Source organism: Pseudoalteromonas piscicida (assembly GCF_002744175.1).
Lineage (GTDB): Bacteria > Pseudomonadota > Gammaproteobacteria > Enterobacterales > Alteromonadaceae > Pseudoalteromonas > Pseudoalteromonas piscicida_B.
Genome location: NZ_NKHF01000102.1, coordinates 18,482 through 43,394 on the forward strand (window position 1 = coordinate 18,482; position 24,913 = coordinate 43,394).

Annotated in this window: 24 protein-coding genes; 8 read left to right on the plus strand and 16 right to left on the minus strand. The window is 43.4% G+C overall.

All coding sequences use genetic code 11. The annotated features are described in order from the left end of the window. The first annotated feature begins 131 nt into the window (after positions 1–131). From fba to CEX98_RS20800, 6 genes are all read left to right on the plus strand, one after another. Positions 132–1,196 (plus strand): class II fructose-bisphosphate aldolase, encoded by a 1,065-nt coding sequence (gene fba / locus CEX98_RS20775; protein ID WP_099643903.1) that lies wholly within the window; start codon positions 132–134, stop codon positions 1,194–1,196. A gap of 692 nt (positions 1,197–1,888) precedes the next feature. Then, positions 1,889–2,842, plus strand: a complete 954-nt coding sequence (locus CEX98_RS20780) for a porin (RefSeq protein ID WP_099643904.1) — start codon at positions 1,889–1,891, stop codon at positions 2,840–2,842. Between the two features lie 480 nt (positions 2,843–3,322). Continuing rightward, a complete protein-coding gene (gene phoB, locus CEX98_RS20785) occupies positions 3,323–4,012 on the plus strand; it encodes a phosphate regulon transcriptional regulator PhoB (protein WP_010378755.1) in 690 nt (229 codons plus the stop codon). Positions 4,013–4,063: 51 nt separating this feature from the next. Then, entirely contained in the window at positions 4,064–5,392 is a 1,329-nt protein-coding gene (phoR, locus tag CEX98_RS20790; protein ID WP_099643905.1) for a phosphate regulon sensor histidine kinase PhoR, read from the plus strand. 77 nt (positions 5,393–5,469) lie between these two features. Then, a complete protein-coding gene (locus CEX98_RS20795) occupies positions 5,470–6,438 on the plus strand; it encodes a PstS family phosphate ABC transporter substrate-binding protein (RefSeq protein WP_099643906.1) in 969 nt (322 codons plus the stop codon). 418 nt (positions 6,439–6,856) lie between these two features. Continuing rightward, on the plus strand, positions 6,857–8,479 hold the full coding sequence (locus CEX98_RS20800) for a methyl-accepting chemotaxis protein (protein WP_099643907.1): 1,623 nt from the start codon (positions 6,857–6,859) through the stop codon (positions 8,477–8,479). 124 nt (positions 8,480–8,603) lie between these two features. On the opposite strand, the gene CEX98_RS20805 is transcribed toward CEX98_RS20800, so the two are convergent. The 10 genes from CEX98_RS20805 to sfsA form a co-directional block, all read right to left on the minus strand. Continuing rightward, a complete protein-coding gene (locus tag CEX98_RS20805; RefSeq protein ID WP_099643908.1) occupies positions 8,604–9,011 on the minus strand; it encodes a phosphate ABC transporter substrate-binding protein in 408 nt (135 codons plus the stop codon). Positions 9,012–9,023: 12 nt separating this feature from the next. Further along, entirely contained in the window at positions 9,024–10,217 is a 1,194-nt protein-coding gene (locus CEX98_RS20810) for a porin (protein ID WP_099643909.1), read from the minus strand. Positions 10,218–10,560: 343 nt separating this feature from the next. Continuing rightward, positions 10,561–10,791, minus strand: coding sequence for a hypothetical protein (locus CEX98_RS20815; RefSeq protein ID WP_099643910.1), 231 nt, complete (start codon positions 10,789–10,791; stop codon positions 10,561–10,563). A 9-nt stretch (positions 10,792–10,800) separates the two neighbouring features. After that, entirely contained in the window at positions 10,801–11,649 is an 849-nt protein-coding gene (panC, locus tag CEX98_RS20820; RefSeq protein ID WP_099643911.1) for a pantoate--beta-alanine ligase, read from the minus strand. 85 nt (positions 11,650–11,734) lie between these two features. Further along, complete coding sequence (gene panB, locus CEX98_RS20825; RefSeq protein WP_099643912.1) at positions 11,735–12,529, minus strand: 3-methyl-2-oxobutanoate hydroxymethyltransferase; 795 nt, start codon at positions 12,527–12,529, stop codon at positions 11,735–11,737. A gap of 20 nt (positions 12,530–12,549) precedes the next feature. After that, entirely contained in the window at positions 12,550–13,032 is a 483-nt protein-coding gene (folK, locus tag CEX98_RS20830) for a 2-amino-4-hydroxy-6-hydroxymethyldihydropteridine diphosphokinase (protein ID WP_099643913.1), read from the minus strand. Beyond that, complete coding sequence (gene pcnB / locus CEX98_RS20835) at positions 13,033–14,352, minus strand: polynucleotide adenylyltransferase PcnB (RefSeq protein ID WP_242441779.1); 1,320 nt, start codon at positions 14,350–14,352, stop codon at positions 13,033–13,035. 167 nt (positions 14,353–14,519) lie between these two features. Beyond that, complete coding sequence (gluQRS, locus tag CEX98_RS20840; RefSeq protein ID WP_099643914.1) at positions 14,520–15,467, minus strand: tRNA glutamyl-Q(34) synthetase GluQRS; 948 nt, start codon at positions 15,465–15,467, stop codon at positions 14,520–14,522. A 10-nt stretch (positions 15,468–15,477) separates the two neighbouring features. After that, complete coding sequence (gene dksA / locus CEX98_RS20845; RefSeq protein WP_099643915.1) at positions 15,478–15,921, minus strand: RNA polymerase-binding protein DksA; 444 nt, start codon at positions 15,919–15,921, stop codon at positions 15,478–15,480. 174 nt (positions 15,922–16,095) lie between these two features. Further along, positions 16,096–16,815 (minus strand): DNA/RNA nuclease SfsA, encoded by a 720-nt coding sequence (gene sfsA / locus CEX98_RS20850; RefSeq protein ID WP_099643916.1) that lies wholly within the window; start codon positions 16,813–16,815, stop codon positions 16,096–16,098. A 78-nt stretch (positions 16,816–16,893) separates the two neighbouring features. Between sfsA and pepB the strand changes: the two genes are divergently transcribed. Beyond that, entirely contained in the window at positions 16,894–18,189 is a 1,296-nt protein-coding gene (pepB, locus tag CEX98_RS20855) for an aminopeptidase PepB (RefSeq protein ID WP_099643917.1), read from the plus strand. Between the two features lie 91 nt (positions 18,190–18,280). Here pepB and CEX98_RS20860 read toward each other — a convergent pair whose 3' ends face one another. Next, on the minus strand, positions 18,281–18,700 hold the full coding sequence (locus CEX98_RS20860; RefSeq protein WP_099643918.1) for a CBS domain-containing protein: 420 nt from the start codon (positions 18,698–18,700) through the stop codon (positions 18,281–18,283). 137 nt (positions 18,701–18,837) lie between these two features. On the opposite strand from CEX98_RS20860, the gene CEX98_RS20865 reads away from it, so the two are divergent. Then, positions 18,838–19,491 carry a DUF2987 domain-containing protein gene (locus CEX98_RS20865; RefSeq protein WP_099643919.1) on the plus strand — a complete coding sequence of 218 codons (654 nt, stop codon included), beginning with the start codon at positions 18,838–18,840 and terminating at the stop codon, positions 19,489–19,491. Positions 19,492–19,512: 21 nt separating this feature from the next. Here CEX98_RS20865 and CEX98_RS20870 read toward each other — a convergent pair whose 3' ends face one another. From CEX98_RS20870 to gpmM, 5 genes are read right to left on the minus strand one after another with little or no spacing between them, the layout of a single operon-like run. Next, a complete protein-coding gene (locus CEX98_RS20870) occupies positions 19,513–19,986 on the minus strand; it encodes a GNAT family N-acetyltransferase (RefSeq protein ID WP_099643920.1) in 474 nt (157 codons plus the stop codon). Positions 19,987–19,995: 9 nt separating this feature from the next. Continuing rightward, the gene (locus tag CEX98_RS20875; RefSeq protein WP_431520168.1) at positions 19,996–20,781 is read right to left on the minus strand and encodes a divergent polysaccharide deacetylase family protein; all 786 of its coding nucleotides are present in this window, start codon (positions 20,779–20,781) and stop codon (positions 19,996–19,998) included. A 39-nt stretch (positions 20,782–20,820) separates the two neighbouring features. Continuing rightward, positions 20,821–22,032: a S41 family peptidase gene (locus CEX98_RS20880; RefSeq protein WP_099643921.1), complete on the minus strand. Its 1,212-nt coding sequence runs from the start codon at positions 22,030–22,032 to the stop codon at positions 20,821–20,823. Positions 22,033–22,070: 38 nt separating this feature from the next. Next, on the minus strand, positions 22,071–23,216 hold the full coding sequence (locus CEX98_RS20885) for a murein hydrolase activator EnvC family protein (protein WP_099643922.1): 1,146 nt from the start codon (positions 23,214–23,216) through the stop codon (positions 22,071–22,073). A 12-nt stretch (positions 23,217–23,228) separates the two neighbouring features. Further along, entirely contained in the window at positions 23,229–24,770 is a 1,542-nt protein-coding gene (gene gpmM / locus CEX98_RS20890) for a 2,3-bisphosphoglycerate-independent phosphoglycerate mutase (protein ID WP_099643923.1), read from the minus strand. Between the last annotated feature and the right edge of the window lie 143 nt (positions 24,771–24,913).

Here is a 24,913-nt window from a genome sequence, read left to right on the forward strand (position 1 = left end):
TGGTTGCTTATTGGCGCTTAGTTGCGTCAGGTTAACCTCGATGAGGGTTAACCTTGCCAGCAATAGCTGGTGTAAACATATTATCCGTTCAAACCGATAGCGGTAGCTATCAACAATTGGAGAAAAGCAATATGGCTTTAATCAGTATGCGTCAACTTCTAGATCATGCAGCTGAGCATGGTTATGGCGTTCCTGCATTTAACGTGAATAACCAAGAGCAAATGCGTGCGATCATGGAAGCTGCGGACAAGACAAATAGTCCGGTTATCGTGCAAGGCTCTGCTGGTGCGCGTAAATATGCTGGTGCACCTTTTATCCGCCACATGATTTTAGCAGCTGTTGAAGAATGGCCTCACATTCCAGTTGTAATGCACCAAGACCATGGTACTTCACCTGCTGTATGTCAACGCTCAATTCAGCTTGGTTTCTCATCAGTAATGATGGATGGTTCTTTATTAGAAGATGGTAAAACTCCTTCTAGTTACGAGTACAATGTTGATGTTACACGTCGTACCGTTGAAATGGCACACGCATGTGGCGTGTCGGTTGAGGGTGAGCTAGGTGTATTAGGCTCACTTGAAACAGGTGAAGCGGGCGAAGAAGATGGTATTGGCGCAGAAGGTAAATTAACTGAAGATCAGCTGCTGACCGATCCGGAAGAAGCGGCAGATTTTGTTAAGAAAACCAATGTAGATGCACTGGCGATTGCCTGTGGTACTTCACACGGCGCGTATAAGTTTACTCGTCCACCAACAGGCGACATCTTAGCTATTAATCGTATCAAAGAGATCCACGCTCGTATTCCTGATACTCATTTAGTGATGCATGGCTCGTCTTCTGTACCACAAGATTGGTTAGCAATTATTAATGAGTTTGGTGGTGAGATCCCAGAAACTTATGGTGTGCCAGTCGAACAAATTGTAGAAGGGATTAAGTACGGTGTGCGAAAGGTTAATATCGATACAGACCTACGTTTAGCATCAACGGGTGCTATTCGTCGTCACCTTGCACAAAACCCTAGTAACTTTGATCCTCGTAAATTCTTAGCAGAAGCAACGAAAGCAATGACAGAGATCTGTGTTGCACGTTATGAAGCATTTGGTACTGCAGGGCAAGCTGCTTCGATCAAGCCAATTTCATTGGATGACATGCACCTAAAATACCTTACGGGTGAACTGGATCCAAAAGTAAAGTAAGTCAAAAGAGATCAAAATTTGACTAAGTAAAATTTTGCACCGCAGATTTATACATAAAAAAGCCTCTAATTTTAGGGGCTTTTTCTTTTCTGAATACCGCCGCTTGTGTTGCAACTAATTATTAGTGCCGCATGTATCCATAATGCTATTTTGTCTTAATGCTTGCTCTGCCTGAGGGATCAGATCTTTACTAACAAGGATCATTGTTATACCAAGCTAGTTGATGCCACTGCTTTAGATCAATAACTTAGGGCTTTCGGGATCATTTTTATACTAACTAGATCCCGCCATTAGGAGGGGAAAGTTGGTAAAAATTTGATCCCTGAGGCGATCACCTTAGTAAAATCACGATCCTATTAGTAATGATCGGGCATAGTTAATAAAATACTGATCCCAACTTCTCTTTCTTGATCTCCAGCCAAAAGAGTCTAACTTTAGAAATACGAGATCGATTTGCTAGATCACCTCTTGCTTACGATCTTATTGCTACCAGTTTGCTTAATTAAGTGAGCTACTTTGAGGCGAGAAAACCTTATCGATGATCAGGCAAAAGTTTCGCGAGTTAGTTATTCTAAATAAGAAATTTTGACGCCATTAGGGTCTGATTTGCTCCCTCAAATTGAGTCATTATTAAGACAAAATGGTATTGAACCTTGTTGTACTGCGCCCAATTAATACCAAGGTGATCAACCATGAAAATGAAATACCTTTCCTTGTTTGCATTAAGCTTTTGTTCTGTAAGTGTTTGTAGCTACGCCAATGATGCTGTATCAGTGTATGGTCGAGCCCATGTCGGCATACAAAATTCTGATCAAGATGGTGACAGCGATACCTCGATAGAAAGCTATAACTCCCGGATGGGGCTGAAAGGATCGACAAAGCTGAAAGAAGGGTTAGATATTTTCTATAAATACGAATTCCAAGTTGAGATCACAGATCAAGATAAAGATGGTAAGTCGGGTGACAACCTGACAGCAAGATCTCAATACTTGGGGATCAAAGGCAGTTATGGTCAACTGTTGATTGGACGCGATGATACCGCGATGAAAAAATCTCAAGGTAAAGTAGACCTCATGAATGACTTTGCCGGTGATATTAACTCCTTCTTTGTTGGCGAAAACCGTCTTGGTGATACTTTGCAATATACCACGCCTGCGTTGAGTCACTTGCAGTTTACGGTTAGCTATATCTCAGAAGATAATAGTAAGCAAAAAGGAGAAGACGGCTTATCTCTAGCAGCCAGCTATGGTGATAGCAAACTTAAAAAGACTAAGGTGTATGTAGCGCTTGCCCATGATAGTAAAGTAGCCGGGCAGGACGTGAGTCGCGTTACCGTTCAAGGTAAACTTGGCGACCTAAAGCTAGGGGGAATGTACCAGCAAAACGAAGCCATAGATACGGATGAAGAAGTTGATAGCTACATGGTGAGTGCTTCATATAATATTGATTCTTATACGTTATTAGCGCAGTACCAAGACTCAGATGGAGCCAGTGGCAAACTCAAAGATTCAGGAAATGCAGCTTCGGTTGGGGTTGAAAAAAGCTTGAGTAAACAGGCTAGAATGTACCTCTGGTACTCAAAGTTTTCTCTGGATAACAGTGAAGATCACGATACCATGGCGGTCACATTGAGATATGACTTTTAATTAACAAGTGGTGATGATTTTTCACATTGAGCGTTAGTCTTTTCAGGCTAATGATAAAGCGTGGTTTGTATGACTTAGATAATTTCTCTGGTTATCTTTAAGAGCAGAAATCGCAGAGTAATTTTTATTGAACTCTTTTTAAAACAAATTGATAGCGAAGTTTTTTGCTTAGCTATATGAAATTAGGCATTTGGGTACTAACAAGCTGGGAGAGCGGTGCTAGTAACGACTAAATATTACGGTTCGCGCTAGGAATATTTTAGATGAATGTCCATATTTTGAAAACTATCTTCACAATACCAAGTTAGAAAAAAATAAATAATAAAAACATTGCCTTACTTTATTTTTAGACGTTTTTTCTGTCGCTAAAAAAGAGATTTTTTTGGCTTGTTTTGCTTTTACACGTTACACTTTCATAAAATTGTCATAGTTAGTCATAATAATGACATCAACAACGTCGGTAACGAGAGAACATTGGGAATGTCACGTAAAGTACTTGTAGTTGATGATGAAGCACCTATCAGAGAGATGTTGGTGTTTGTACTAGAGCAAAATGGTTTTCAAGCAATTGAAGCTGAAGACTATGATTCAGCAGTTGCTGCGATGGTAGAGCCTTATCCAGATATGGTACTACTTGATTGGATGTTGCCTGGCGGCAGTGGTATTCAAATTGCGAAAAAGTTTAAGCAAAGCGAATATACGCGTCAGATCCCAATCATTATGCTAACGGCTAGAGGCGAAGAAGAAGATAAAGTTAAAGGATTAGAGGTAGGCGCAGACGATTATGTGACAAAACCTTTCTCTCCTAAAGAGCTTATGGCTCGAATTAAAGCTGTAATGCGCCGTGTTTCGCCAACGTCACTTGAGGAAGCGATTGAAGTGCATGGATTACGCCTTGATCCGATTTCTCATCGTGTGACATCTGCTGGAACTGAGTTGGATATGGGCCCAACAGAGTTTCGTTTATTACATTTCTTCATGACACACCCTGAGCGTGTTTACAGCCGTGAACAGTTACTAGATCATGTATGGGGTACAAATGTGTATGTTGAAGACCGCACCGTAGACGTACATATTCGCCGTCTGCGTAAAGCTATTGCACCTTTAGGTCATGATCGTTTAGTGCAAACCGTGCGTGGTGCAGGTTACCGTTTTTCGAGTAAACTGTAATTAGTACTCCAAGCGGAACCGAGCAATTAGGTTCCAAAATGGATTTAGTCTATGTATCGAGTGATTGATAAACAGGCGTTAACTAGGCGCCTGTTTTTGTATTTCCTACCATTGGCCTTGATTGGTTATTTAGTCAGTGCGCCTTTTCTATTTCTTTTCATTGGTGCATTCGTTCTATTAGTTTGGCATTACAAACAACTATATCGTTTGAGTGACTGGCTGCTCAATCAACGTAGTTTTAATCCACCGGAAGGTAAGGGCGCTTGGGAGCAGGTGTTTGAGGGGATTTATCAGCTTCAGCAGCGCAATCGCAAAAAGCGTAATGAGCTTGCGGAGCTTATTCGCCGCTTTCGAGAAGGAGCTGAAGCCATTCCTGATGCCGTTGTTGTGCTGCAGCAAGATTTGAGCATTGTATGGTGTAACCAACTTGCATTAAAAGTTTTAGGGTTGCAATGGCCAACTGATCACGGTCAACGATTAGACAACCTTATTCGTGACCCTAAATTTGTAAAATATATGCATGAACACCGTTTTGATGAGGCGTTAGAGCTTGAAACGGGTTTAGCCCATGATCAAGTTTTAGAAATACGGGTTATGCCTTATGCCGAGCAACTTATGCTAGTTGCGCGTGATGTCAGTCGATTAAAGCAACTAGAACAAATGCGCAAAGACTTTGTCGCGAACGTTTCCCATGAACTTAGAACACCACTGACGGTGATGGCGGGCTACTTGGAAATGATGGACAGTGACAACATGCCACCGCCCGCAATGTGGGCTAAAGCCCATGGCACAATGATAGATCAGTGTAAGCGAATGGACAGTTTGGTGAACCAGCTGCTTTCACTATCTCGTATTGAAGGAGCCAGAAAACAAGATAATGACAAAGCGGTAAATATCCCTGCAATGCTCGAACTGATCCACACAGAAGCAAAGTCACTCAATCAGGATAAGGGCCATGAACTCACCTTTGAAGTTGACCCTGAGCTCGATATCAAAGGTGCCGCAGACGAGCTGCGCAGTGCTTACTCTAACTTAGTCTTTAATGCCATCCATTACACCAAGCCTGGCGGAAAAATACAGGTGCGTTGGTATCTAGAAAATGACATGCCTACTTTTAGTGTGGTGGATAATGGTGACGGCATTGCCCCTGAGCATATCAACCGATTAACCGAGCGCTTTTACCGCGTTGATAAAGCGCGAAGTAGAAAAACAGGTGGCTCAGGACTCGGTCTTGCTATTACCAAACATGTATTGTCTCGCCATGATTCTGCTTTACATATTGAAAGTAAGGTAGGAGAAGGCTCTCGTTTTTGGTTTGCTTTTCCAAAACAAAAGCGAATTTTTATGACAAATAATGAAAGTCATAAAAGTGTAATTTAAGAGTAATTTTATTGTCATTTTATGGCTGCACAATGGGCCGCGTAAAATAACTGGGACCAACAACTGGAGTGACCCCAATGAAATTTAAAAGCTTAGTTGCCGCAATGGGTGTGGCTATTACTACATTAGTTTCTACTCAAGTATCTGCATTAGATGAAAAGCTACCAGAGTACAACAAAACCAGCGGTATCTCAGGAAACTTCTCTTCGGTAGGTTCTGATACGCTTGCTAATATGATGACGTTTTGGGCAGAAGAATATAAAAGAATTTACCCTAACGTAAATATCCAAATTCAAGCGGCTGGTTCTTCAACTGCGCCACCGGCGTTAACGGAAGCAACAGCAAACTTTGGCCCAATGAGCCGTAAGATGAAATCAAAAGAAATCGAAGCGTTTGAAAAACGTTACGGTTATAAGCCAACAGAAGTACGTGTTGCTATTGATGCCCTAGCGGTTTTTGTTCACAAAGATAACCCTATTGAAGGCTTAACAATCGAGCAGGTTGACTCAATCTTCTCATCAACGCGCAAATGTGGTGCAGCAGCACAGGCAAACCGTTGGAGTGACATTGGCTTGACAGGTGATTGGGCTGCAAAAGACATTCAGCTTTATGGTCGTAACTCAGTATCTGGTACTTACGGTTACTTTAAGAAAAAAGCACTTTGTAAAGGTGACTTCCGTAACAATGTAAACGAACAACCAGGTTCAGCGTCAGTAGTACAGTCGATTTCATCATCAGTGAATGCTATCGGTTACTCTGGCATTGGTTATAAGACTTCAGGTGTACGTACAGTACCATTGGCGAAAAAAGGCACTAATTTCGTTGATGCGACATTAGAGAATGTAGCGCAGGGTAAGTACCCGCTATCTCGTTTCTTATACCTATACGTGAACAAGCATCCGAACAAAGAACTATCGCCAATTGAAGCGGAATTCTTAAAAATGGTTCTTTCTAAAGAAGGTCAAAAAATCGTAGAGAAAGATGGTTATGTACCACTTTCTAGCGAAATGGCTACACGCGAGTTGAAAAAGTTAGGCCTACTTTAATCGACTCGATCCGAACATGACTTGTTGTTATTAATGCCGCTCACTGAGCGGCATTTTTTTTACATAATTTAGGCTGATGCTTGGTCAAAATTAGGGAGTAATAGCAATTGAATTAAGTCTTCAATCAATTGGCAGGTTTACTCCGTTAAAACTTCTTTCTCTATTGTCATTAACGCCTTTTTGAGAGCGGATAAATCGTGCACGTGAGTGCAACTGTTAGTTGTTGATTTCTGGTATCGGGTATTTGACTTAGACTCAGATGCTTTTACCGGTGATCACCCTCCTTGTTCAGTGAATTAAACAAATTCGTTTAAATTTCTTTCTAACACAGCAAAAAAGCCGGAAATATTCTATATTTAATTAAAATTTACAATAAATCAGTCGATAATGAACTCGTCTTACTTCAAAAGGTGTATATATGAGTCTAGGTACTGCTTTTGCTGATCTTAGTATCACAAAAAAGATCCATGCCATTACGTTCGTTGCGGTTGTTGCTTTTGTAGTCATCGTGTTTGTTAATTATAATGCAATTAGCTCCAACCAACGGGCACTAAACGAGCTTGAGCAACAGACTTATAAAATTCTTAATCTCACTACTGAAAATGCCAATAAACTGCAAAACTTAGATGAGCTGTTCACCCAAGCTGTGACTTTTGGTGATGCTGAACTGCTGGATAAAGCAAAAGAGTATCAACAACAAATCCAAGCGAACCTAGAAAAGATTGATGCGGTACAAAATGGCTTTATGTCATCTCGTAATAGTGATGAACTTACGCAATATACCAATATTGCCCACCAGATAGCGGGTGGAATGATAGACGGTACGGCTGATTTTTCACGTATTCAAGAAGATGCTAAAAGAAAAACAGAAATCTATGAGGGGTTGGTACAGGATTTTACACAGGCTAAAACAAACGCCAACGATCGCTTTTTGGAGTTATTACAAAATACTGAAGCCCGCTCATCCAACGCCCTAACTATTATGCTGATAGTTGCGGTGATTTCACTGCTGGTCTTGGTGTTTTTGGCCGTAATGATAGCAAGGGGAATCGGTAACTCTGCCAAAGATGCAGCACAAAACTTAAAACTACTAGCGCAAGGGCAAGGGTCACTTTCTACAACCTTAAATGTTCGTTCTCGTGATGAAATTGGTCAGGTCTCTATTAACTTCAACGAATTTGTGGCATTACTCAAAGGTGCTGTGGTAGAGGTAATGAGTGTTGTAGAGCCATTAATGAAAAACTCAAGCCGATTGATTACTGGAATGGAGAAAGCTGAGGGGGCGACTAATCAGCAAACCCATGACGCCGAAGTGGTACGCCAGTCAATGGAAGAAATGCGTTTGAGCGTTGGTGACATTTCGCATTCCGCATCGCAGGCATCAGATGCTGCACAGCTAGCTGAACAAGAAGTTGAGCAGAGTAAACGTCAAATTCAAGTTTCTGTAAACGAGTCTCAAGCGCTCAGTGAAGAAATTAATCATGCTGCTGAGACAATTAATAAGCTAGCGGATGATACGCAAAACGTTACACAGATCCTGAACGTTATTACATCTATTGCAGAACAGACTAACTTACTCGCTCTAAACGCTGCAATTGAAGCGGCTCGAGCGGGGGAGCAAGGGCGAGGTTTTGCTGTCGTTGCTGATGAGGTTCGCGAGTTAGCCTCTCGTACTGCCAAATCTACCAATGAAATTAGAGAGCTGCTTAATGTGCTAACCGAAGCGGCAAATCAGGCTGTTAAAGCCATGACTAGTGCAAGTAGCATGGCTATCAACAATGCCGAAGCAGCAGCACAAACAGGCCTCTCAATTGAACAAATCGCAGAGCAGATTTTGTCTATTAATAGTATGAATGGTCAGATTGCGGCGGCAACGGAGGAGCAAACCTCTGTGGCTGCGATGGTTGTGAATAACGTTACCTCTATGCACCAGTCTTTCCAAGATACTATGCAGGCACTGAATGAAGTGCAGGATGTTGCGGAGAGCTTACATGTGTTGTCGGATAATCTAAAAGATGCGACGTCCAAATTTAGAGTCTAGTAAGCTGGTGCTTTATTTATGACAAACAAAAACAGCCACAATGCGTGGCTGTTTTTAGTCATGCTCGAATATAATTAATATAACAGCTACTAGAGAACGAGTTGTCATGCCTAGTTCAGGACAATTAGTACTTACCTATCACCTTGACTGAGTCAGTGACCTTACTTGCGTCCACATAGCCTATAGCGTCGGCATTACTTGCAACAAAATCAATCACTGCTTGGTCGCTGTCTAGTTTTTTCGGTGGGGTTCCTTTTCCGGTGAACACTAATTTAGACCAATGGGCATTGAGCTGTGAGCTCGACTTACCAATAACCTTGTCATTAAATTCGTCAAATACCGCGTTACCATCTTGGTTTACTGGTGTGGCGCCACGGCCATCGGCAAACGATTTACTTTTACCTAAGAACAGTTTTTTGATCGTATTATCATCAACCGCAGAGCCATTAGCTGGGTTAACAATAACGGCAATATCGGCTAGTGCGATATGGCTGCTTAACAGTAGTCCAATTGTTAGGATCTTTTTAAACATGATTACTCCCTATTAGAATACTAAGTCGACACCAAAACTTAACAGCTCAACCTTTTGGTTTGTTAGCGTGTTATCAAATTGGTTGAGTTCAACCTTAAATGCTGCTGATGGATGAAAGTCATAACGAGCGCCTATGCTCCACGTTTCAGACTCTGCTCGAGCGTTCGCAAGGGCACCATTGACCAACGTTCTGAGATAAGGTGCATTTGGGTCGCTTTGGTTGCTGGTGACCGGAATTACAGCTCCGTTTTGAGCTGTAATAGTCAGCGGCACAGAATTAAACTCGCCGCTCTCGTTTTTGTCTTCATTGTGTTCATAGGTGAGGTGTAGCGTCCATTCATCCAAGCGGTAGCCCAGAGATGCATAATATTGTTGTTGCTTTGCAAGGATACTGTTATCCACTTCAAATTGAGTATATTCAGCGTCAAATAGTATATCGTTATAGTCAATAGAAACACCGAAGGCTGCAAAATAGGCATCGTCTTTGTCAATGGCAAGATCATCGGCCTGTTGTGTAAGTCCATACCCTGTGAGGCCGGCTAACAAGCCTGATAGTTGAGGACTGTTAGCTGCACTGATAGTTGCTTCGGTTGCAAAGTACGCTACTCGAGCGCTAAACCAATCTTTACTAAGGGTCCAGTTAGCACCAACGGTATTATTTAGTTCTGCTTCATCAGAATAGGTAATAGCAACAATGTCGTCATCTACACTACCAACAGCGAGCTGTAAGCTGCTTTCCCACTCGCCTAATGTTGAGTTGTGAAGATAGCTTAAGCCGTTGTATGTACTGAAGCTAAGGTTATAAACAGATTGAGGTGGCTTAACCCAACGGTAGGCATAACCAACATCTAAAAAGTCAGAGTAGCGATAAAATGGAATACGCATCTTACCTGCACTGATCTGTGATGAATCAGAAATCGTGTAAGTTAAGTACGCCCATTCGAATTCAGCGTCAAAGTCGTTTTGGCCTCGACCAACAATTTGCGCAGTCGCACTAAGGTTCTCTTGTAAATCTGCGGCAAGCTGTAAAGCGAATAAACTACGATTTTCCATATCAAAGTCATTGTCGTAGCCGTACAGCGTATCATCACTATCTAGAGTCTGACCGCCAATGATGGAAGCAAAACCGTTAATTCTAATTTCAGCGGCACTGTTAAAACTGATTGTCCCCAGCGCTATCGCTAATGCAATTGCTGACTTGTTCATATTGATCCCCGTTTTCTTTGCAAAGAGTCGTATTAGCAACACTAAGCACTAAGGCTTATAAAAAGTGCATGATTAGTATTACTTTTGTCTTAGAGAGTAGAATAAAAACTAGAAATAACAAGTTACTAAGTGGGAGTTAGGCATTATGCATTATTGCTTTGACATAACAGGAAGCACCCGTTGAACCAGTATCAGTGCTACATCCATCTCATCCGACCAGTTTATTGTATCGCAAATTATTACGCTTTTGCGAATAAAAAATGATTGCTAAAAAAGAAAGTGGTTGAATTTGAACGAATAATCGCTAGTTTTACTAGTATAAATAGGGCTGGAGAAGGGCAAACTATCGTTTGCTCTGGGTCACCTTCTCAGCTTGGATCTTGCAAGAATTGTGCTGCTCGATACATTTATCAGTACAGATCTGTAATGACATTGTCTCTGGTGTATTTTGCATTTCACAGCTGCGTTCACATTGATAATTCTGTTGAGCACATTGGTTTAGCTCTGGCGAAATAGAATTGCTACACCCCAGTAGTGCACAAGATAGTATCAACAAAGCGAACGCAGTTTTCATTATTAGTCCTTAAATCGTGACTTGAATATTATCTATTAGCCTGACCTTGCCAAGAAAAGCAGCTGCAAGAATAACTAACTGATCATCTTCGAGTGTAGCAGGTTTCAGGGTGTCTTTTTGACAAATATTAAAATAGTCTAATGTTAGTCCTGCATGATGCAGCATTTCTGTTGCATTTTTTGTGATCTGAACAAAATCTTTTTCACCATTCTCCAATGTCTTCGCCGCTTCCTTAAGAGCTTGAAAAAGTACTTTAGCAGTGTCTTTCTCTGACTCAGACAAATAGCCATTGCGCGAGCTCATCGCCAGACCAGAGACTTCTCTTTGGGTTGGTACACCAATCACTTCGACAGGGATCGACAGGTCTTTGACCATGGTTTTAATCACTTGCAGTTGCTGGAAGTCTTTTTCACCAAAACAAGCAAAATCTGGCTGCACTAAGTTGAACAACTTAGTCACTACAGTTGCAACCCCGCGAAAGTGCCCTGGACGTGTACCGCCACAGTGGCCTTCAGACACACCTGGTACATCAACAAAGCTTTGTGCATCGAGGCCGCTGGGATAAATAGTATCGACCGTGGGCGTAAATACAATATCGGTTTCTAGTTCCGCAAGTCCTTGTTTATCCTGCTCTAGGGTGCGAGGATAGCTATCTAGATCTTCGTTGGCACCAAACTGCATAGGATTGACAAAGATACTAACAACGACTTTATCGGCCAATGTTTTTGCTTTTTCAACTAAGGAGAAGTGTCCACGATGAAGGTTGCCCATCGTTGGTACAAAAGCGATACTCAACCCTTGCTGACGCCACGCCTTTATTTGGCTTCGAAGCGACTTTATCTCAGTAACTGATTGCATGTTGTACTCTAACTCAATAATAACAATACCGATCCAAACAAATCCTTTGAACCGGACTCAGCGATAAGCATCGCTTAGCGCAAATTTAATTAAATTCGTGTTCTGCCGCTGGGAAATCACCTGATTTCACGTCTGTACAAAACTTTTTCACGGCATCGACCATGTTGCCTGTCTCAAGGAGGAAGTTCTTTGAGAATTTCGGGATGTAGCCGGCAGAAATGCCCACAAGGTCATGCATCACTAGAATTTGACCATCGGTTTCTTTACCTGCACCAATACCAATAACTGGAATTGACACCGCATCAGTGATACGTTTTGCCAAAGTAGAGGGCACACACTCGATCACTATCATTTGAGCGCCTGCACGCTCTAGTGCTTGGGCATCATCAATCATTTTTTGGGCTTGTGCTTCCTCACGGCCTTGAATTTTAAAGCCACCAAAGACATGGACAGACTGGGGAGTTAACCCTAAATGGCCGCATACAGGAATGCCCTGCTGCGTGAGCTTTTCTATGCTGTCGTAGAGCCACTCACCTCCTTCTAGTTTCACCATATTTGCACCAGAGCGCATTAGTTTTGCCGCGTTCTCACAAGCAGACTGAGGGTCTGAATAGCTCATAAAAGGCATATCGGCGATAACAAACAGTGCTTTACTGCCAGCTCTTACGCAGCGGGTATGGTAAGCGATATCATCAACAGTGACGGCCAGTGTGTCTTCACCGCCTTGCAAAACCATTCCCAGAGAGTCACCGACCAAAATGACGTCAACGCCATTGTCGTAAAATAACTTTGCAAAACTTGCGTCGTATGCGGTGAGGGCAGTTATTTTTGTTCCTTCACGCTTCATTTTGGCAAGTGTAGATACGGAAGTTTTTGCCATGGTGCACCCCTTGAATTGGTTTAATTTAGGATGGTTAGTCCGTTAAGTGGTAACTGTTGTGCCACAGACTCAAGTGCAGTGCCATCTGGCAGCTCAAGTGTTGGCGCAATTTCTAACAATGGATAGACGACAAACTCTCGTTCTTTTAGGCCATAATGCGGCACTACCAGTCGTTCACTCGTTATCGTCTCGTCATTGAAAAGCAGAATATCTAAATCGAGTGTACGTGGTCCCCAGCGTTCTGATTTCCGCACTCGGCCATGCTCAAGTTCAATCTGCTGTAATACGTCAAGCAAGGACGCAGCTGCTAATGGAGTTTCCAACTTAGCTACCGCATTTACATAGTCTGGTTGATCTTGCGGCCCCATCGGCTTTGAGCCATACAAGCTAGAGTGTTTGACAACGGATAGCGCTGGATGTGAGGCGAGCACTTTTAGTGCTCGCTGTAACTGTGCCATCGGCTCGGATAGGTTTGCACCCAATCCAATGTACGCAATATTCATTTAATCTTCTTTTGGCTTTCTTTTCGGTTTTCGTCTTGGACGACGCTTTGGTTTGCCTTGATTACCTAAGTTACGGACCATTTCTTTTTGGCCGTTGACATCACTTTTTAGGTAGTCTGTCCACCAAGCTGCAAGTTCAGATTGATCTTGCTCGCCACTTTCAACGCGTAATAACAAGAAGTCATACGCAGCTTTAAACCTAGGCTGTAGGCTTAAGCGGTAAGCACGTTGACCAGAACGCTTATCTAGACGTTGTTGAATGTGCCAAATATCGCGTGCACCAAGAGTGAAGCGCTTAGGTACGGCGACGTGTTTAGCGTTTTCAGCAAGTACATGATTAATGGCTTGCATAAATGCGTCGTATTCGTTCATGCCATCTGCGGCCAAAGCTTGGCTCTTTTCCAAAATTGGGAACCATAAAAGGGCTGCATAAATAAAGGCTGGGGTTACTTTTTTATTTGCGTTAATGCGGCTGTCGGTATTGGCAAACATTTGCTGAATAAAGCGACGCTCAAACTCACTTTCGGGCCGAGATAAAATTTTATCAAGAGCAGGGAAAAGCTGAGAAAACAGACCGTATTCTCGCATCTGAAGAAAGTTTTCTTCGGCTTTGCCATTCAAAAATAACTTAAGTGTTTCTTCGAATAGTCTTGCAGCTGGAATATGACCAAGTAGCGGTGACAGGGCTTTAATGGGCGCGCGTGTTTGAGGCGCTATTTCCATATCTAGTTTGGTTGCAAAACGAATAGCACGTAGCATCCGCACAGGATCTTCGCGGTAGCGAGTTTCTGGATCGCCAATCAGCTCAATTTTTCGCGCCTTGATATCTTCAACACCACCAGCAAAATCTCTCAATGTAAAATCATTGATTGAGTAATACAGGGCGTTAATGGTGAAGTCTCGGCGCTCAGCATCTTCTTCGATGCTGCCATAGACATTGTCGCGCAACAGCTGCCCATGCTCGCTTGCTTGGCTGGTAGTAGCGCAGGAGTCATCGCTTTGATGATGACCGCGCATGGTTGCCACCTCAATGACCTCTCGACCGAACACGATATGTGCAAGACGAAAACGACGACCAATTAAACGACAGTTGCGAAAGAGCTTTTTGATCTGCTCTGGCGTGGCGTTTGTCACTACATCAAAGTCTTTTGGCTCAATCCCGAGCATAATATCGCGGATACAGCCACCAACTAAGTAGGCATCATAACCACCGTCTTTTAAGCGATAGAGTACCTTGATAGCGTTAGGGCTAAATTGTTTACGAGATATACCATGCTCGCTACGAGGAATAATCGCAGGTGTCGGGCTGGCCTTTTTCACCGTCTCATCGCCTTTTCCAGTTACGAACTGGCGGCAAAAATTTACAAGCTTGGAAATAATAACTCGTCTCCTGAGCAATCAAGTTTTCTATTTTAGTCGTTGTGGAGCACTGCTTTTGTCTTAAAACAGGTCGCATTTAAGGCTCGCTATCATATACTCAAATGAGACTAAATTGAAGTACTTGAAAACAGTGGTCGAAAAGCAAAGTCGCCATTTTCTAGAGAGTCTAGTTGAATTTCTTGAACTTTAGGAACGCAATCAAGGGTAAAAACACTGATGGCATGGGCCAGTAAAGACTCGATATCTGAATAATCATGCACTGAACCAACAGGCACATTTAAATAACGCAGTGCAGCATGCAGTGTAGGCAATGGATTACGCGTATCAATGGCCGGTGCATGATTTTGTTTGGAGAGTTTAAACCCTGGTTCAGCAACAGCTAGCGGCACATGCGCATATCTTGGTGGTGATTGCTCGAGTTGTTGGAATAAACTAATCTGTCTAGCGGTAGGAGCTAAGAGGTCGGCTCCTCTTACGATATGATTGATTTGCTGCTCAATGTCGTCAACCACAACCACTAATTGATAAGCAAACAAGCCATCTCGGCGTTTAACGATGTAATCTTCATGGGCAATCGCATGGGGGATAACAACAGCGCCTTGTATTGCATCATTAAACTCAGTAACAGGGCAGTGCTGCTGTAGACGCAAAGCATTTTCATGCCAACTTAGTGTTAGGGCTCGGCAATGATTGTTATAAAACCCTCCCATTGCTTTAATTTGCTTTCTAGTACACTGGCAGGCATATACGAGCGAGTCTGAAGTTAACTTATCTAGATAGGCTTGGTATAGAGCATGCCGCTGAGACTGATAGACAATGTCTTCATCCCAATACAGGCCGTATGCTTCAAGCGTTGCTAATATCTCATCAGCAGCACCGGCAACCACTCGCGGCGTATCTATATCTTCGATACGAACTAACCACTGGCCTTGATTAACTTTAGCGTCTAAGTAGCTACTCAATGCAGCGACTAAAGAGCCGAAGTGAAGCGATCCAGAAGGCGAGGGAGCAAATCGACCGCGATAGCTCCCAGATTGCTTTAAGCTTGGGGACACAGGGCTGAGGTTATCCTCGGCCTTGTTGTTTTTCTTTAATTTCTGCGAGAGATTTACAATCTACACATAAATCAGCAGTAGGTCGCGCTTCTAGGCGACGAATGCCGATTTCAATACCGCATGATTCGCAAAAACCAAAATCGTCATCTTCAATAAGTTGAAGTGTTTTCTCAATTTTCTTGATTAGCTTACGCTCGCGGTCGCGAGTACGCAGTTCAAGAGAAAACTCTTCTTCTTGCGCTGCACGGTCCACAGGATCAGGAAAGTTTGCCGCTTCATCTTGCATGTGTGTTTTAGTACGATCAACTTCATTACGAAGATCGGAACGCCATGCTTCTAATATTGCTTTGAAATGAGCACGTTGTGCTTCATTCATGTATTCTTCGCCTGGCTTTTCTTGATAAGGTTCTACACCGGCTTGAGCCAATAACCCTAGTTTTTTCTGGTCTGGCATACCATTCTCCTAAATCCTTAATACATAACCCCAGCTTTCGCCGGCGGGTATAAATAGCAAAATCTTTACCCCTTAGCAAACACTTTTTTACTGCAAATGTCAGCTACTTTTTTCAAAGTTCAACCATTTGGGGGAGAAAACTATCCCGGCTATATGGGGGCGGCAAAAAAAAAGTCAAGCGTAATCAAAGGGGATTTGTTCAATTAATTGAATTTGCTGGTCGTCAATATGTGCCTTATACGCCATGATTTCTACGCCATGAGTGATTGCTTCTTTTATGAGTTCTGCATACTTTTTATCAATATGTTGAGCTGGCTTGACGCTGTTAATCCCGGTATGAAGTGCGGCAAACAAAAGTACCGCACGGTGGCCTTGTTGTTTTATATGGATTAACTCGCGCAGGTGCTTTTGGCCTCTTACGGTTTCAGCATCTGGAAAAAAGCCTTGTTGCTGCTCCAGCAAGGTGACTGATTTCACTTCAACATAGCAAAGTTGCTGGGCTTCACTATCAATAGGGTCGCTTAATAAAATATCGATACGGCTATTTTCAGCGCCATATTTCACCTCAGTTTGCAAAGTTCGATAGCCCTGTAGTTGAGAGATCTTCCCTGCTTCAATTGCTTCAACTGAAACTTTATTGGCCATTGCCGTATTAACACAAATAAAGTGCCCATGGGGATTTTGCGTCAGTTCCAAAGAGTGTTTGTATTTACGTTTTGGGTTGTTACTACTTGAGTAATAGGCGGTAAACCCAGGGTCTGCGCAATGCGTCATTCTTCCTGTATTTGCGCAGTGAACTGTGAATTCATCGCCATTAGGAGCGCGTAAATCAACGAGAAAGCGCTTGTATCGCTTTTGCAGTGTGGCTGGCTGTAGTTGACTAGAAAACTTCATTGGTCGCTTTAGGTTGGGTGTATTTAACGGCTAGTGTACACTTAACCACACTTACAAGCACAAGAGTGAAAGAAGAGAATGTCAGAGAAATTTATTGTACGACTGAGTGAAGATGCAAAACCGGAGTATTTATCAGCTGGTGCGGCACTGTCGTTTGAAAAGGACGGTGCTTTAATTCATTTACAGCAAGATGAGACGCTAAAGAATATTCAAAAAGCGGCTCGTAGCATCGCTCAGCAAGGGATTAAGCAGGTACATCTTGAAGGTGACTTGTGGTGTACTGAGTCTCAATGGGCGTTTTATCAGGGGTTTGTCTCACCTAAAGCTCTAGATGGCGTGGTTTTTGTTGATAATGACCAATCAGACCTGAAAGAGCTTGCTGCATTGCAGTCATCAGCCACTTGGATGCGTCAAATGATCAATGGCACCGCTGAAGATATCTACCCAGAGAGCCTTGCGGGTAAAGCGGCTGAATTCATTCAGTCTTTAGCGCCGGAACATGTTAGTTACCAAATCATTAAAGGCGATGCGCTATTAGAGCAGCAATGGATCGGTATCCATGAAGTTGGTCGCGGTAGTGAGCGTCCTCCTGTTTTGCTTGAACTGGATTACAACCCAACCGGCAATGACGATGCACCAGTGAGTGCAGCGCTTGTTGGTAAAGGGATCACTTTTGATTCAGGCGGCTACTCGATTAAGCCAAGCGAAGGTATGCTCACGATGAAGTGCGATATGGGTGGTGCAGCAACGGTAACAGCAGGGTTAGCTTTGGCTATCCAGCGCGGTTTTGACCGTCGAGTAAAACTATTCTTATGTTGTGCAGAAAACCTGATCTCAGGTCATGCATACAAGCTAGGCGATATTCTTACGTATAAGAATGGAACAACCGTTGAAATCGTTAACACCGATGCCGAAGGACGTTTGGTACTGGCTGACGGCCTCATGGCTGCCGGTGAATCTGGCGCTGAGCTAATCATTGATGCCGCTACGCTGACGGGCGCTGCGCTGGTTGCTGTAGGTCAAGAATACAATGCGCTATTCGGATTAGACAAAGCGCTGGTAAGCGATGTTCAACAGTATGCGAGCGAAGAGTTTGAGGCTGCGTGGCCATTACCACTTGAAAAATGGCACCAAAATAGTTGTCCATCTCCTTACGCCGATACTGCTAATAGCCGTGCGCAGAAGGGCGGAGGCTTTGGTGGCGCTTCTAATGCTGCTGGTTTCTTATCTCGCTTTGTACCGAACGAGGGGCAAGGTTGGGTGCACATTGATTTAGCCGCATCGTTTCAAAACAGTGCTGGCGGACAATGGTCTGCAGGTGCAACCACATTAGGCATGAGAACTGTCGCTAGAACATTACAAGAAAAAGCGTAATCATGTTGAACCACGGTTTATTTCACTGCTTGTGGAATAGACCGTGGTATTGCTTACTTGTCACGAGTAACTTGCCTGCAGTCCCGTCATGCTAAGACAAGAGCGCCGCTGCAAGGCGAACAAAATCTGATGAAGTGAGTATGCCTACTAGTTTATTTTGCTCGTCCACAACAGGCATACAGCCATGGCGATTATCAACAAAGAAGCGTACTACATCATGCAATGATTGCTCTGGTTGTACACTCGCAAAATCCGTTGCCATTATATCTAGTACTTTAGTTTGTTTTTCTTTACGGGCTAGTGCATTAGCACCATAGGTCGCCATAATTCCCATGACCTTGGCAATCATTATCTTCTGCGTCAACATACCAACCAAAGTGCCACTTTCATCAATAACTGGAATGTGACGAACGTTCTTCTCCTTCATCAAATTATGTGCATCTTGTAAGGTATTTTCAGCACTAACGGCAAAGGGATCTGGTGTCATTAAATCAGCTACAGTTTGAGTCATCGGTTACTCCTTTTCACTACACAGTCTTATTACTGAGTTTAGCTTGATTCGACTTTAATGTATGGAATTGAGATCAAGTTTTGAACTATTTCTCGTTATGTACCTCTCATTGAAATAACAATCAAGAGGGTAACCCAATGAAAAAATTACTGATATTAGGGGCTGTTGCGAGCTTGCTTTGCAATTCGGTTTTCGCAGCAGAGCGAAGTGTTGAATATGGCGAGATTAATCAAATTCTAGATTTAATTGCCAACAAAGCGCAGTCGCAATATATCTTGTCTAAATTTACCGTGGAAGTGAAGCAGCCCGATATCAAACTAGAGGATGTGAAACTTTGGTTGGAGCAAGATGGCAAAACCATTGCCAATGGTATCATAGACAAAGATGGCAATATTGATTTACCAATTCTACCGCAGTCACGCGCAGATAAAGTTAGCTTAGTGATCAATCAAGAAAAAGACGCCGTTGCAATTATGGTTAATACGGATATTGCGCCACTGACTAAGCAGCAGGTTATGTATCGCGATTTGTTTATCCTTTTAGAGGATATGGACGCTTTTGTTGATCTAATGGCTGGTGGCTTGTCTTGGCTTGCCCCGAGCTTTGATGAGCTAGAGTTTACTTTTACCGAACCGGCATCCATTCAGTTTGTGGATGTAAAAGGCAAAACCCAAAAGTTTGTTACGGATGACGAGTTTAAGATCCAAATCCCTAATAAGAAAAAGTGGATGAAGCAAAATCCCCCATTGCAATTTAGTGCCTTACCAACACAGTTTGCACCTATTGATTAGGGAAGATAGCCTCTATGCTTACTAACGGGTAGGCATAACTCTTTCCATCAGGTAATTAGTTAACGTTTCGCCACGAACATTCACCTGCTGTTCTTTTACCACTTGGAAACCAAAATGCTCGAAGAAAGGTTTAGCCGTTTTACTAACATGAGAAAATAACCGTGTTGTATTGCGTGTTTTGCTTTGTGCTAAGAGAGCGAGCATAAGTGCTTTCCCTATGCCTTGGCCTTGATGCTCTGTATGGCAAAAAAAGTGATCAATAAGGCCGTTAGCTTGGAGATCGGCAAAGCCAACAACTTTACCTTTTAGCACAGCGACAAGCGGCTGGTTATTCCTTAATCGCTGCTGCCAGCTTTCATCGGCAATGTCGCTATGCGCCCATGCTTTGACTTGGTTATTGGAGTAGTGCTGTATGTTTACCGAGCGTATTGTGTCAAACATAAGTTTGTGTAACACGGCTTCTTCACCGCTTTGAAACGCTCTGATGATAACCATTGTTCGCCTTTATTCTTGAAGTCTTAATTGTCCTGAAATCGCGTGTTGTTCGGCTATCTCGGCAAGCCTGACATATTTTTGTTCTACCAACTGAGAAACGGGCACGAGCTGCGCATTTTTACTGCCAACCTCTGCAAGCTTACGCGCGAGAAAGGCGGCCGTTTCTGGATACGGGTGAGCAATAATAATAACCTGCTCATGGTTTTCAAGTAGCTGGAGCATATATTGCCACTGTTTATTGAGCGCGGCTTCCGATACATCATTGTCCAAAAAGACTTGCCGTGCGATGTTTTTCACGCCATACAGATTCGCTGCGTGCTGTGCTTGACTCTGGCTGGTGGTGCGGCTATCCAAAAAATACAGGCTACGCTTTTTTAGTATTTCCATGGTCCATTTCATTGGCTCGATTTGTTCGGTTAATGCGGAGCCCATGTGGTTATTTACGCCTTTTACTTGGGGCAGGGTCGATAATGCATTACCCAGTGTCATTTGCAGTTGCCACTTTTCCATCTCTGAAGTTAGAGCGCCGGGACCTAATGCTTTTTCTGGATCTTTTGCCTGCATCGGAATGTGGAGTAGCAATTCGCGTTGTTGACGGCTTGCAGCAAAGGCAAACTGCTGAGAATAAGGAGTGTGAGGCAGAATCGAAAAAGTGACCCCACCTGGAAGAGAGAGTAATTCCAAATCGCGTTGATGATTACCTATGTCATCAATCACAATTGCAAATTGTTTTGCTGGCACAGTAAATGCGACACAGGCCAGCAGGAACCCGATAATTTTTATTAGCACACTAATTTATTATTATAGTTTACCGCCCCATTGGGCGGCTTTTCATTATTGTGATTGAACTAGCGCAACAGCCTTAGGCCAATGTGACGCAAGTTGTTCAATACCTGTTGTCTTGATTGATTCTTCACCAGTGATTATAGCGCTTTTATCGAGCAGGGAAAGCGCTTGTTTGGTGAAATATACATCAGGCTCTACACCCGTTCCCTCTATCGATGTCCCGGCAGGCGTATAATACCTAGCCGTTGTTAACTTTAATGCGGTAGTCCCATTTCCGATAGGAATAAGAGATTGCACAGAGCCTTTACCGTATGAACGCAATCCTATGACTAGCGCACGTTTGTTATCTTTTAAGGCCGCGGCTAAAATCTCTGCCGCAGAGGCTGAGTTGTTATTGATCAGAACTAAAATTGGCGCACCATTTAGAATATCGCCTCGTTTTGCAATATATGCCTGATTGGCATCATAAAATCGGCCTTTGGTTGTGACAATGGTGCCACTATCTAAAAATAAGTCAGAAATCGCGACAGCGCTGTTTAACGTACCACCTGGGTTATCTCGCAAGTCGATGACAAGCTTTTTAAGTGGCTCACCAAGCTGCATCTGTAGGTGAGTGATTTGCCTAGCAACATCGTGGTAGGTGTGGTGATTAAAGCTATTAACGCTCAAAAAACCGGTACCGTCATTAAATAGCTTGCTGGCAACGCTTTCAATGACAATTTCTTGTCGTTTTAATTCGATTGAAACTGGCTCGTCGTTCCTTAGTACCACTAGCTTGATCAGGTTTTTACTCGCGGCTTTTAGTAAGGCGGAAACCTCAGCTATGGTGTTGCCCGTTACGTTCACCCCGTTAATTGCTTTGAGCTTATCACCGCCCTCAATGCCTGCAAGCGCGGCGGGAGAGTTGGGAAGTGTATCTAAGATAACCACGTAATCATCTTGCTCTTCGACCTCAATCCCAAGACCTGTATAGCGACCGTTTGCTGCGCTAAAGATGGCCTCTAAATCGTCTTCATCTAAGTATTTGGAATAGGGGTCTAGATTATCAAATAGACTGGTTAAATTCTCCTCGTTGTATCGACTAAGCGGCACATCCTCAACATAGTAGGTGTGGATATGGTATAGGATCTCATCGATTTCTTGAGCGGAAAACTTTTGTGCCGACGCTTGGCTGAGGGCGCTAAAACTTAATAAAAGCAGGAAGCTTAATAATGCAACATAGCGAGCCGCAAGCGCGTAAAAACGGGTTTTTCTATTCATGTGCTGCTCCTCATTAAGGTGCAGCACGGGTTAATCAGTTAACTGGATCTGCACCATTTGATCGGATCGACAGCGCTTCCCTTATGCCGTATCTCAAAGTATAGACCAGGATCTCTTTGTCCGCCGCTTTGTCCAACCAAAGCGATAACTTCGCCACTGCGAACTTGATCGCCAACATCGTGAAGCAGTGTTTGGGCATGACCATACAGGCTCATAAAGCCATGGCCGTGATCAAGTACGATGACCCAACCAAAGCCATTTAACCAATCTGCGTATACTACTTGCCCAGGTGCAACACTGGCTATCTCGGCTCCTTCATTGGCGCCAATAAGCACTCCTTTCCAGTTCATACCGGCATGCTTACTTTGACCAAATCGATGCTTGATCTTGCCTCTGGTGGGCAAGCGCATTTTTCCTTTTAACTTGGCCAAGCCATCTAAGCGTATTTCAGCTTCTTGTTGTGCTTTTGCGAGCTCTTCTAGAGTTTGGATTAGCGTCTGCTCATTCTCCTTTAAATAAGCGATCGCTGAGCGGGTCTCTTTGAGCTTATTATTCAGGCTGGCGAGTTGACTTTGACGTTCTTGTTTAGCTTGCTTTAAGGCTTCAAGGCGCTCACTTTGGTGACGCTTTAGTGCTTCAAGACGAGACTGACTGCGCGCTAGCTCTGTTTGGGTATCGGCAAGTGCTTGGCTTATTACTTTGAGCTGTTCTAGTTGCTCAATTCTGGCCTTGTTTAAATAATCGTAGTAAGCAATGGTGCGCTCTAGTTTGGCTGCGTGATCTTGATTAAGTAGCATTCTCGAATAATCATGTGAGCCGGTCATGTAGGCGCTTTTTAATTGCGCGGCCAGTAGTTTTTCAAACTTCTTCTTATCGCTGAGTAAATTACTTTCTTGCTCTTTTAACGCTGCTTGTTCTACTTTATTTTCTTTAATGCCGACTTCAGTCAGCGAGACTGCTTTGGCACTTTTTGCAATATCAAGTTCAAACGCTTTGAGCTTAGCTTCTTGAGATTTAATTTCGCTACGTTGTTTTGCAAAGGCTTGTTGGCTTGCTTTGAGCTGTTGTTGAACTTCACTTAAGTCTTGTTTAGTGCGTGACTCATTGGCAACAGCGGGAGCTGTCACCATGAGTAGCGCTGCACAGAGTAGTGCAGCATGGGAAAATGTCGTTTTTAGCGGCATAAAAACAAGCCGTTATTTTAAACGCATTATTGGAGTGCCTGTCATTTCGCTAGGCTGCTCCATGCCAAGTAAATGTAGCATAGTCGGGGCAACATCGCTTAGCGCTTTTCCTGCTTGCGGTTCAGCATCGCGTCCAACATAAATGAATGGTACTGGCTCACTGGTGTGTGCTGTGTGTGCTTGACCGGTTTTTGGGTTTTGCATTTGCTCTGCATTGCCGTGGTCTGCTGTGATCAAAGCTTCACCACCGCTTTCTTTTAGTGCCTCAACTACGCGACCAATGCACTTATCAACGGCTTCACATGCTTTTACCGCAGCTTCAAATACACCTGAGTGTCCAACCATATCACCATTTGGATAGTTACAAATAATCACGTCGAATTCGCCGCTATGAATGGCTTCAACTAACTTATCAGTTAGCATTTCTGAGTTCATCTCCGGCTGCAAGTCGTAAGTGGCAACTTGTGGAGAAGGGATCAGTTCACGCTTTTCTCCATCAAATAAATCTTCACGACCACCACTGAAGAAGAAGGTAACGTGTGCATATTTTTCAGTTTCTGATATGCGAAGTTGGGTTTTGTTATGCTTAGCGAGCCACTCACCTAACACGTTAACCAAGGCTTCAGGTGCAAAAGCAATTGGGGCGTTGATGTCGGCAGCATATTCGGTCATCATCACAAAGCCGCTTAGCTTAGGTGCTTTTCGTTTTTCGAAGCCACTAAAGTTTGCATCTACAAAGGCGCGGGTCATTTCTCGGGCTCGGTCGGCACGGAAGTTCATAAAAATAACCGTATCACCGTCATCAATAGTTGCAGCTGGTTCACCCTCTGCAGCAATAACAGACGCTTTGACAAACTCATCATTCTCATCACGTGCGTAGGCTGCTTGCAACGCTTCAACGCCTGTAGGGTAGGTAAATTCTGCTTCACCACTTACCATCAGGTTGTACGCAGACTCTACGCGGTCCCAACGGTTGTCACGGTCCATAGCGTAGTAGCGGCCAACAATGGAGGCGAGTCGACCACAGTTTAACGACTGCATTAAGGCTTCCATTTTCTCAATTGAAGCTTGCGCACTGCGTGGTGGGGTATCGCGGCCGTCTAAAAATGCGTGTAAATATACCGTGGCGCCACGTTGTGCTGCTAGTTTTATCGCTGCAACAATGTGGTCTTCGTGACTATGAACACCACCTGGGCTTAATAGTCCCATCAGGTGAACGGCTTTGCCTTGTGAAACTGCTTTGTCGATATTCTCAACAAGTGTAGGGTTATGGTCAAATTCACCATCATCAATTGCTTTGGTAATGCGGGTAAAATCTTGGTAGACCACTCGCCCTGCGCCAAGGTTAACGTGGCCAACTTCTGAGTTACCCATTTGACCATCAGGCAGGCCAACATCTAGGCCTGACCCTGAAATAAGGGTATGAGGAGCCGAGCGCCAAAGTTCATCTAATATTGGGGTGTTTGCTGCTAAAATAGCATTGCTTTCGCTTTCTTCTCGATAGCCCCAACCGTCTAAAATCATTAATACCAATGGCTTTTTCTTAGCTGTCATTTGCGCTCCTGAAATCCTAAATTAGGCACGATGTTGATGTCTTATGCTGAATGCCTGCAATCATATCGTAAAGGCTTGAATTGCAGTACTTCTTATAAGCTGCTCTGGTTGCTGTCAGTAGAATACCTGTTTTTGTATGAATA

Excerpts from the sequence above, each read along its gene's own strand:
- CEX98_RS20810 (WP_099643909.1), bottom strand. The coding sequence starts at position 10,217 with ATGAACAAGTCAGCAATTGCATTAGCGATAGCGCTGGGGACAATCAGT.
- phoR (WP_099643905.1), top strand. The coding sequence starts at position 4,064 with ATGTATCGAGTGATTGATAAACAGGCGTTAACTAGGCGCCTGTTTTTG.
- CEX98_RS20870 (WP_099643920.1), bottom strand. The coding sequence starts at position 19,986 with ATGGTTATCATCAGAGCGTTTCAAAGCGGTGAAGAAGCCGTGTTACAC.
- CEX98_RS20780 (WP_099643904.1), top strand. The coding sequence starts at position 1,889 with ATGAAAATGAAATACCTTTCCTTGTTTGCATTAAGCTTTTGTTCTGTA.
- phoB (WP_010378755.1), top strand. The coding sequence starts at position 3,323 with ATGTCACGTAAAGTACTTGTAGTTGATGATGAAGCACCTATCAGAGAG.
- fba (WP_099643903.1), top strand. The coding sequence starts at position 132 with ATGGCTTTAATCAGTATGCGTCAACTTCTAGATCATGCAGCTGAGCAT.
- dksA (WP_099643915.1), bottom strand. The coding sequence starts at position 15,921 with ATGCCAGACCAGAAAAAACTAGGGTTATTGGCTCAAGCCGGTGTAGAA.
- panC (WP_099643911.1), bottom strand. The coding sequence starts at position 11,649 with ATGCAATCAGTTACTGAGATAAAGTCGCTTCGAAGCCAAATAAAGGCG.
- CEX98_RS20815 (WP_099643910.1), bottom strand. The coding sequence starts at position 10,791 with ATGAAAACTGCGTTCGCTTTGTTGATACTATCTTGTGCACTACTGGGG.
- sfsA (WP_099643916.1), bottom strand. The coding sequence starts at position 16,815 with ATGAAGTTTTCTAGTCAACTACAGCCAGCCACACTGCAAAAGCGATAC.
- folK (WP_099643913.1), bottom strand. The coding sequence starts at position 13,032 with ATGAATATTGCGTACATTGGATTGGGTGCAAACCTATCCGAGCCGATG.
- CEX98_RS20800 (WP_099643907.1), top strand. The coding sequence starts at position 6,857 with ATGAGTCTAGGTACTGCTTTTGCTGATCTTAGTATCACAAAAAAGATC.
- CEX98_RS20865 (WP_099643919.1), top strand. The coding sequence starts at position 18,838 with ATGAAAAAATTACTGATATTAGGGGCTGTTGCGAGCTTGCTTTGCAAT.
- pepB (WP_099643917.1), top strand. The coding sequence starts at position 16,894 with ATGTCAGAGAAATTTATTGTACGACTGAGTGAAGATGCAAAACCGGAG.
- CEX98_RS20880 (WP_099643921.1), bottom strand. The coding sequence starts at position 22,032 with ATGAATAGAAAAACCCGTTTTTACGCGCTTGCGGCTCGCTATGTTGCA.
- gpmM (WP_099643923.1), bottom strand. The coding sequence starts at position 24,770 with ATGACAGCTAAGAAAAAGCCATTGGTATTAATGATTTTAGACGGTTGG.
- CEX98_RS20885 (WP_099643922.1), bottom strand. The coding sequence starts at position 23,216 with ATGCCGCTAAAAACGACATTTTCCCATGCTGCACTACTCTGTGCAGCG.
- panB (WP_099643912.1), bottom strand. The coding sequence starts at position 12,529 with ATGGCAAAAACTTCCGTATCTACACTTGCCAAAATGAAGCGTGAAGGA.
- CEX98_RS20795 (WP_099643906.1), top strand. The coding sequence starts at position 5,470 with ATGAAATTTAAAAGCTTAGTTGCCGCAATGGGTGTGGCTATTACTACA.
- CEX98_RS20860 (WP_099643918.1), bottom strand. The coding sequence starts at position 18,700 with ATGACTCAAACTGTAGCTGATTTAATGACACCAGATCCCTTTGCCGTT.
- CEX98_RS20805 (WP_099643908.1), bottom strand. The coding sequence starts at position 9,011 with ATGTTTAAAAAGATCCTAACAATTGGACTACTGTTAAGCAGCCATATC.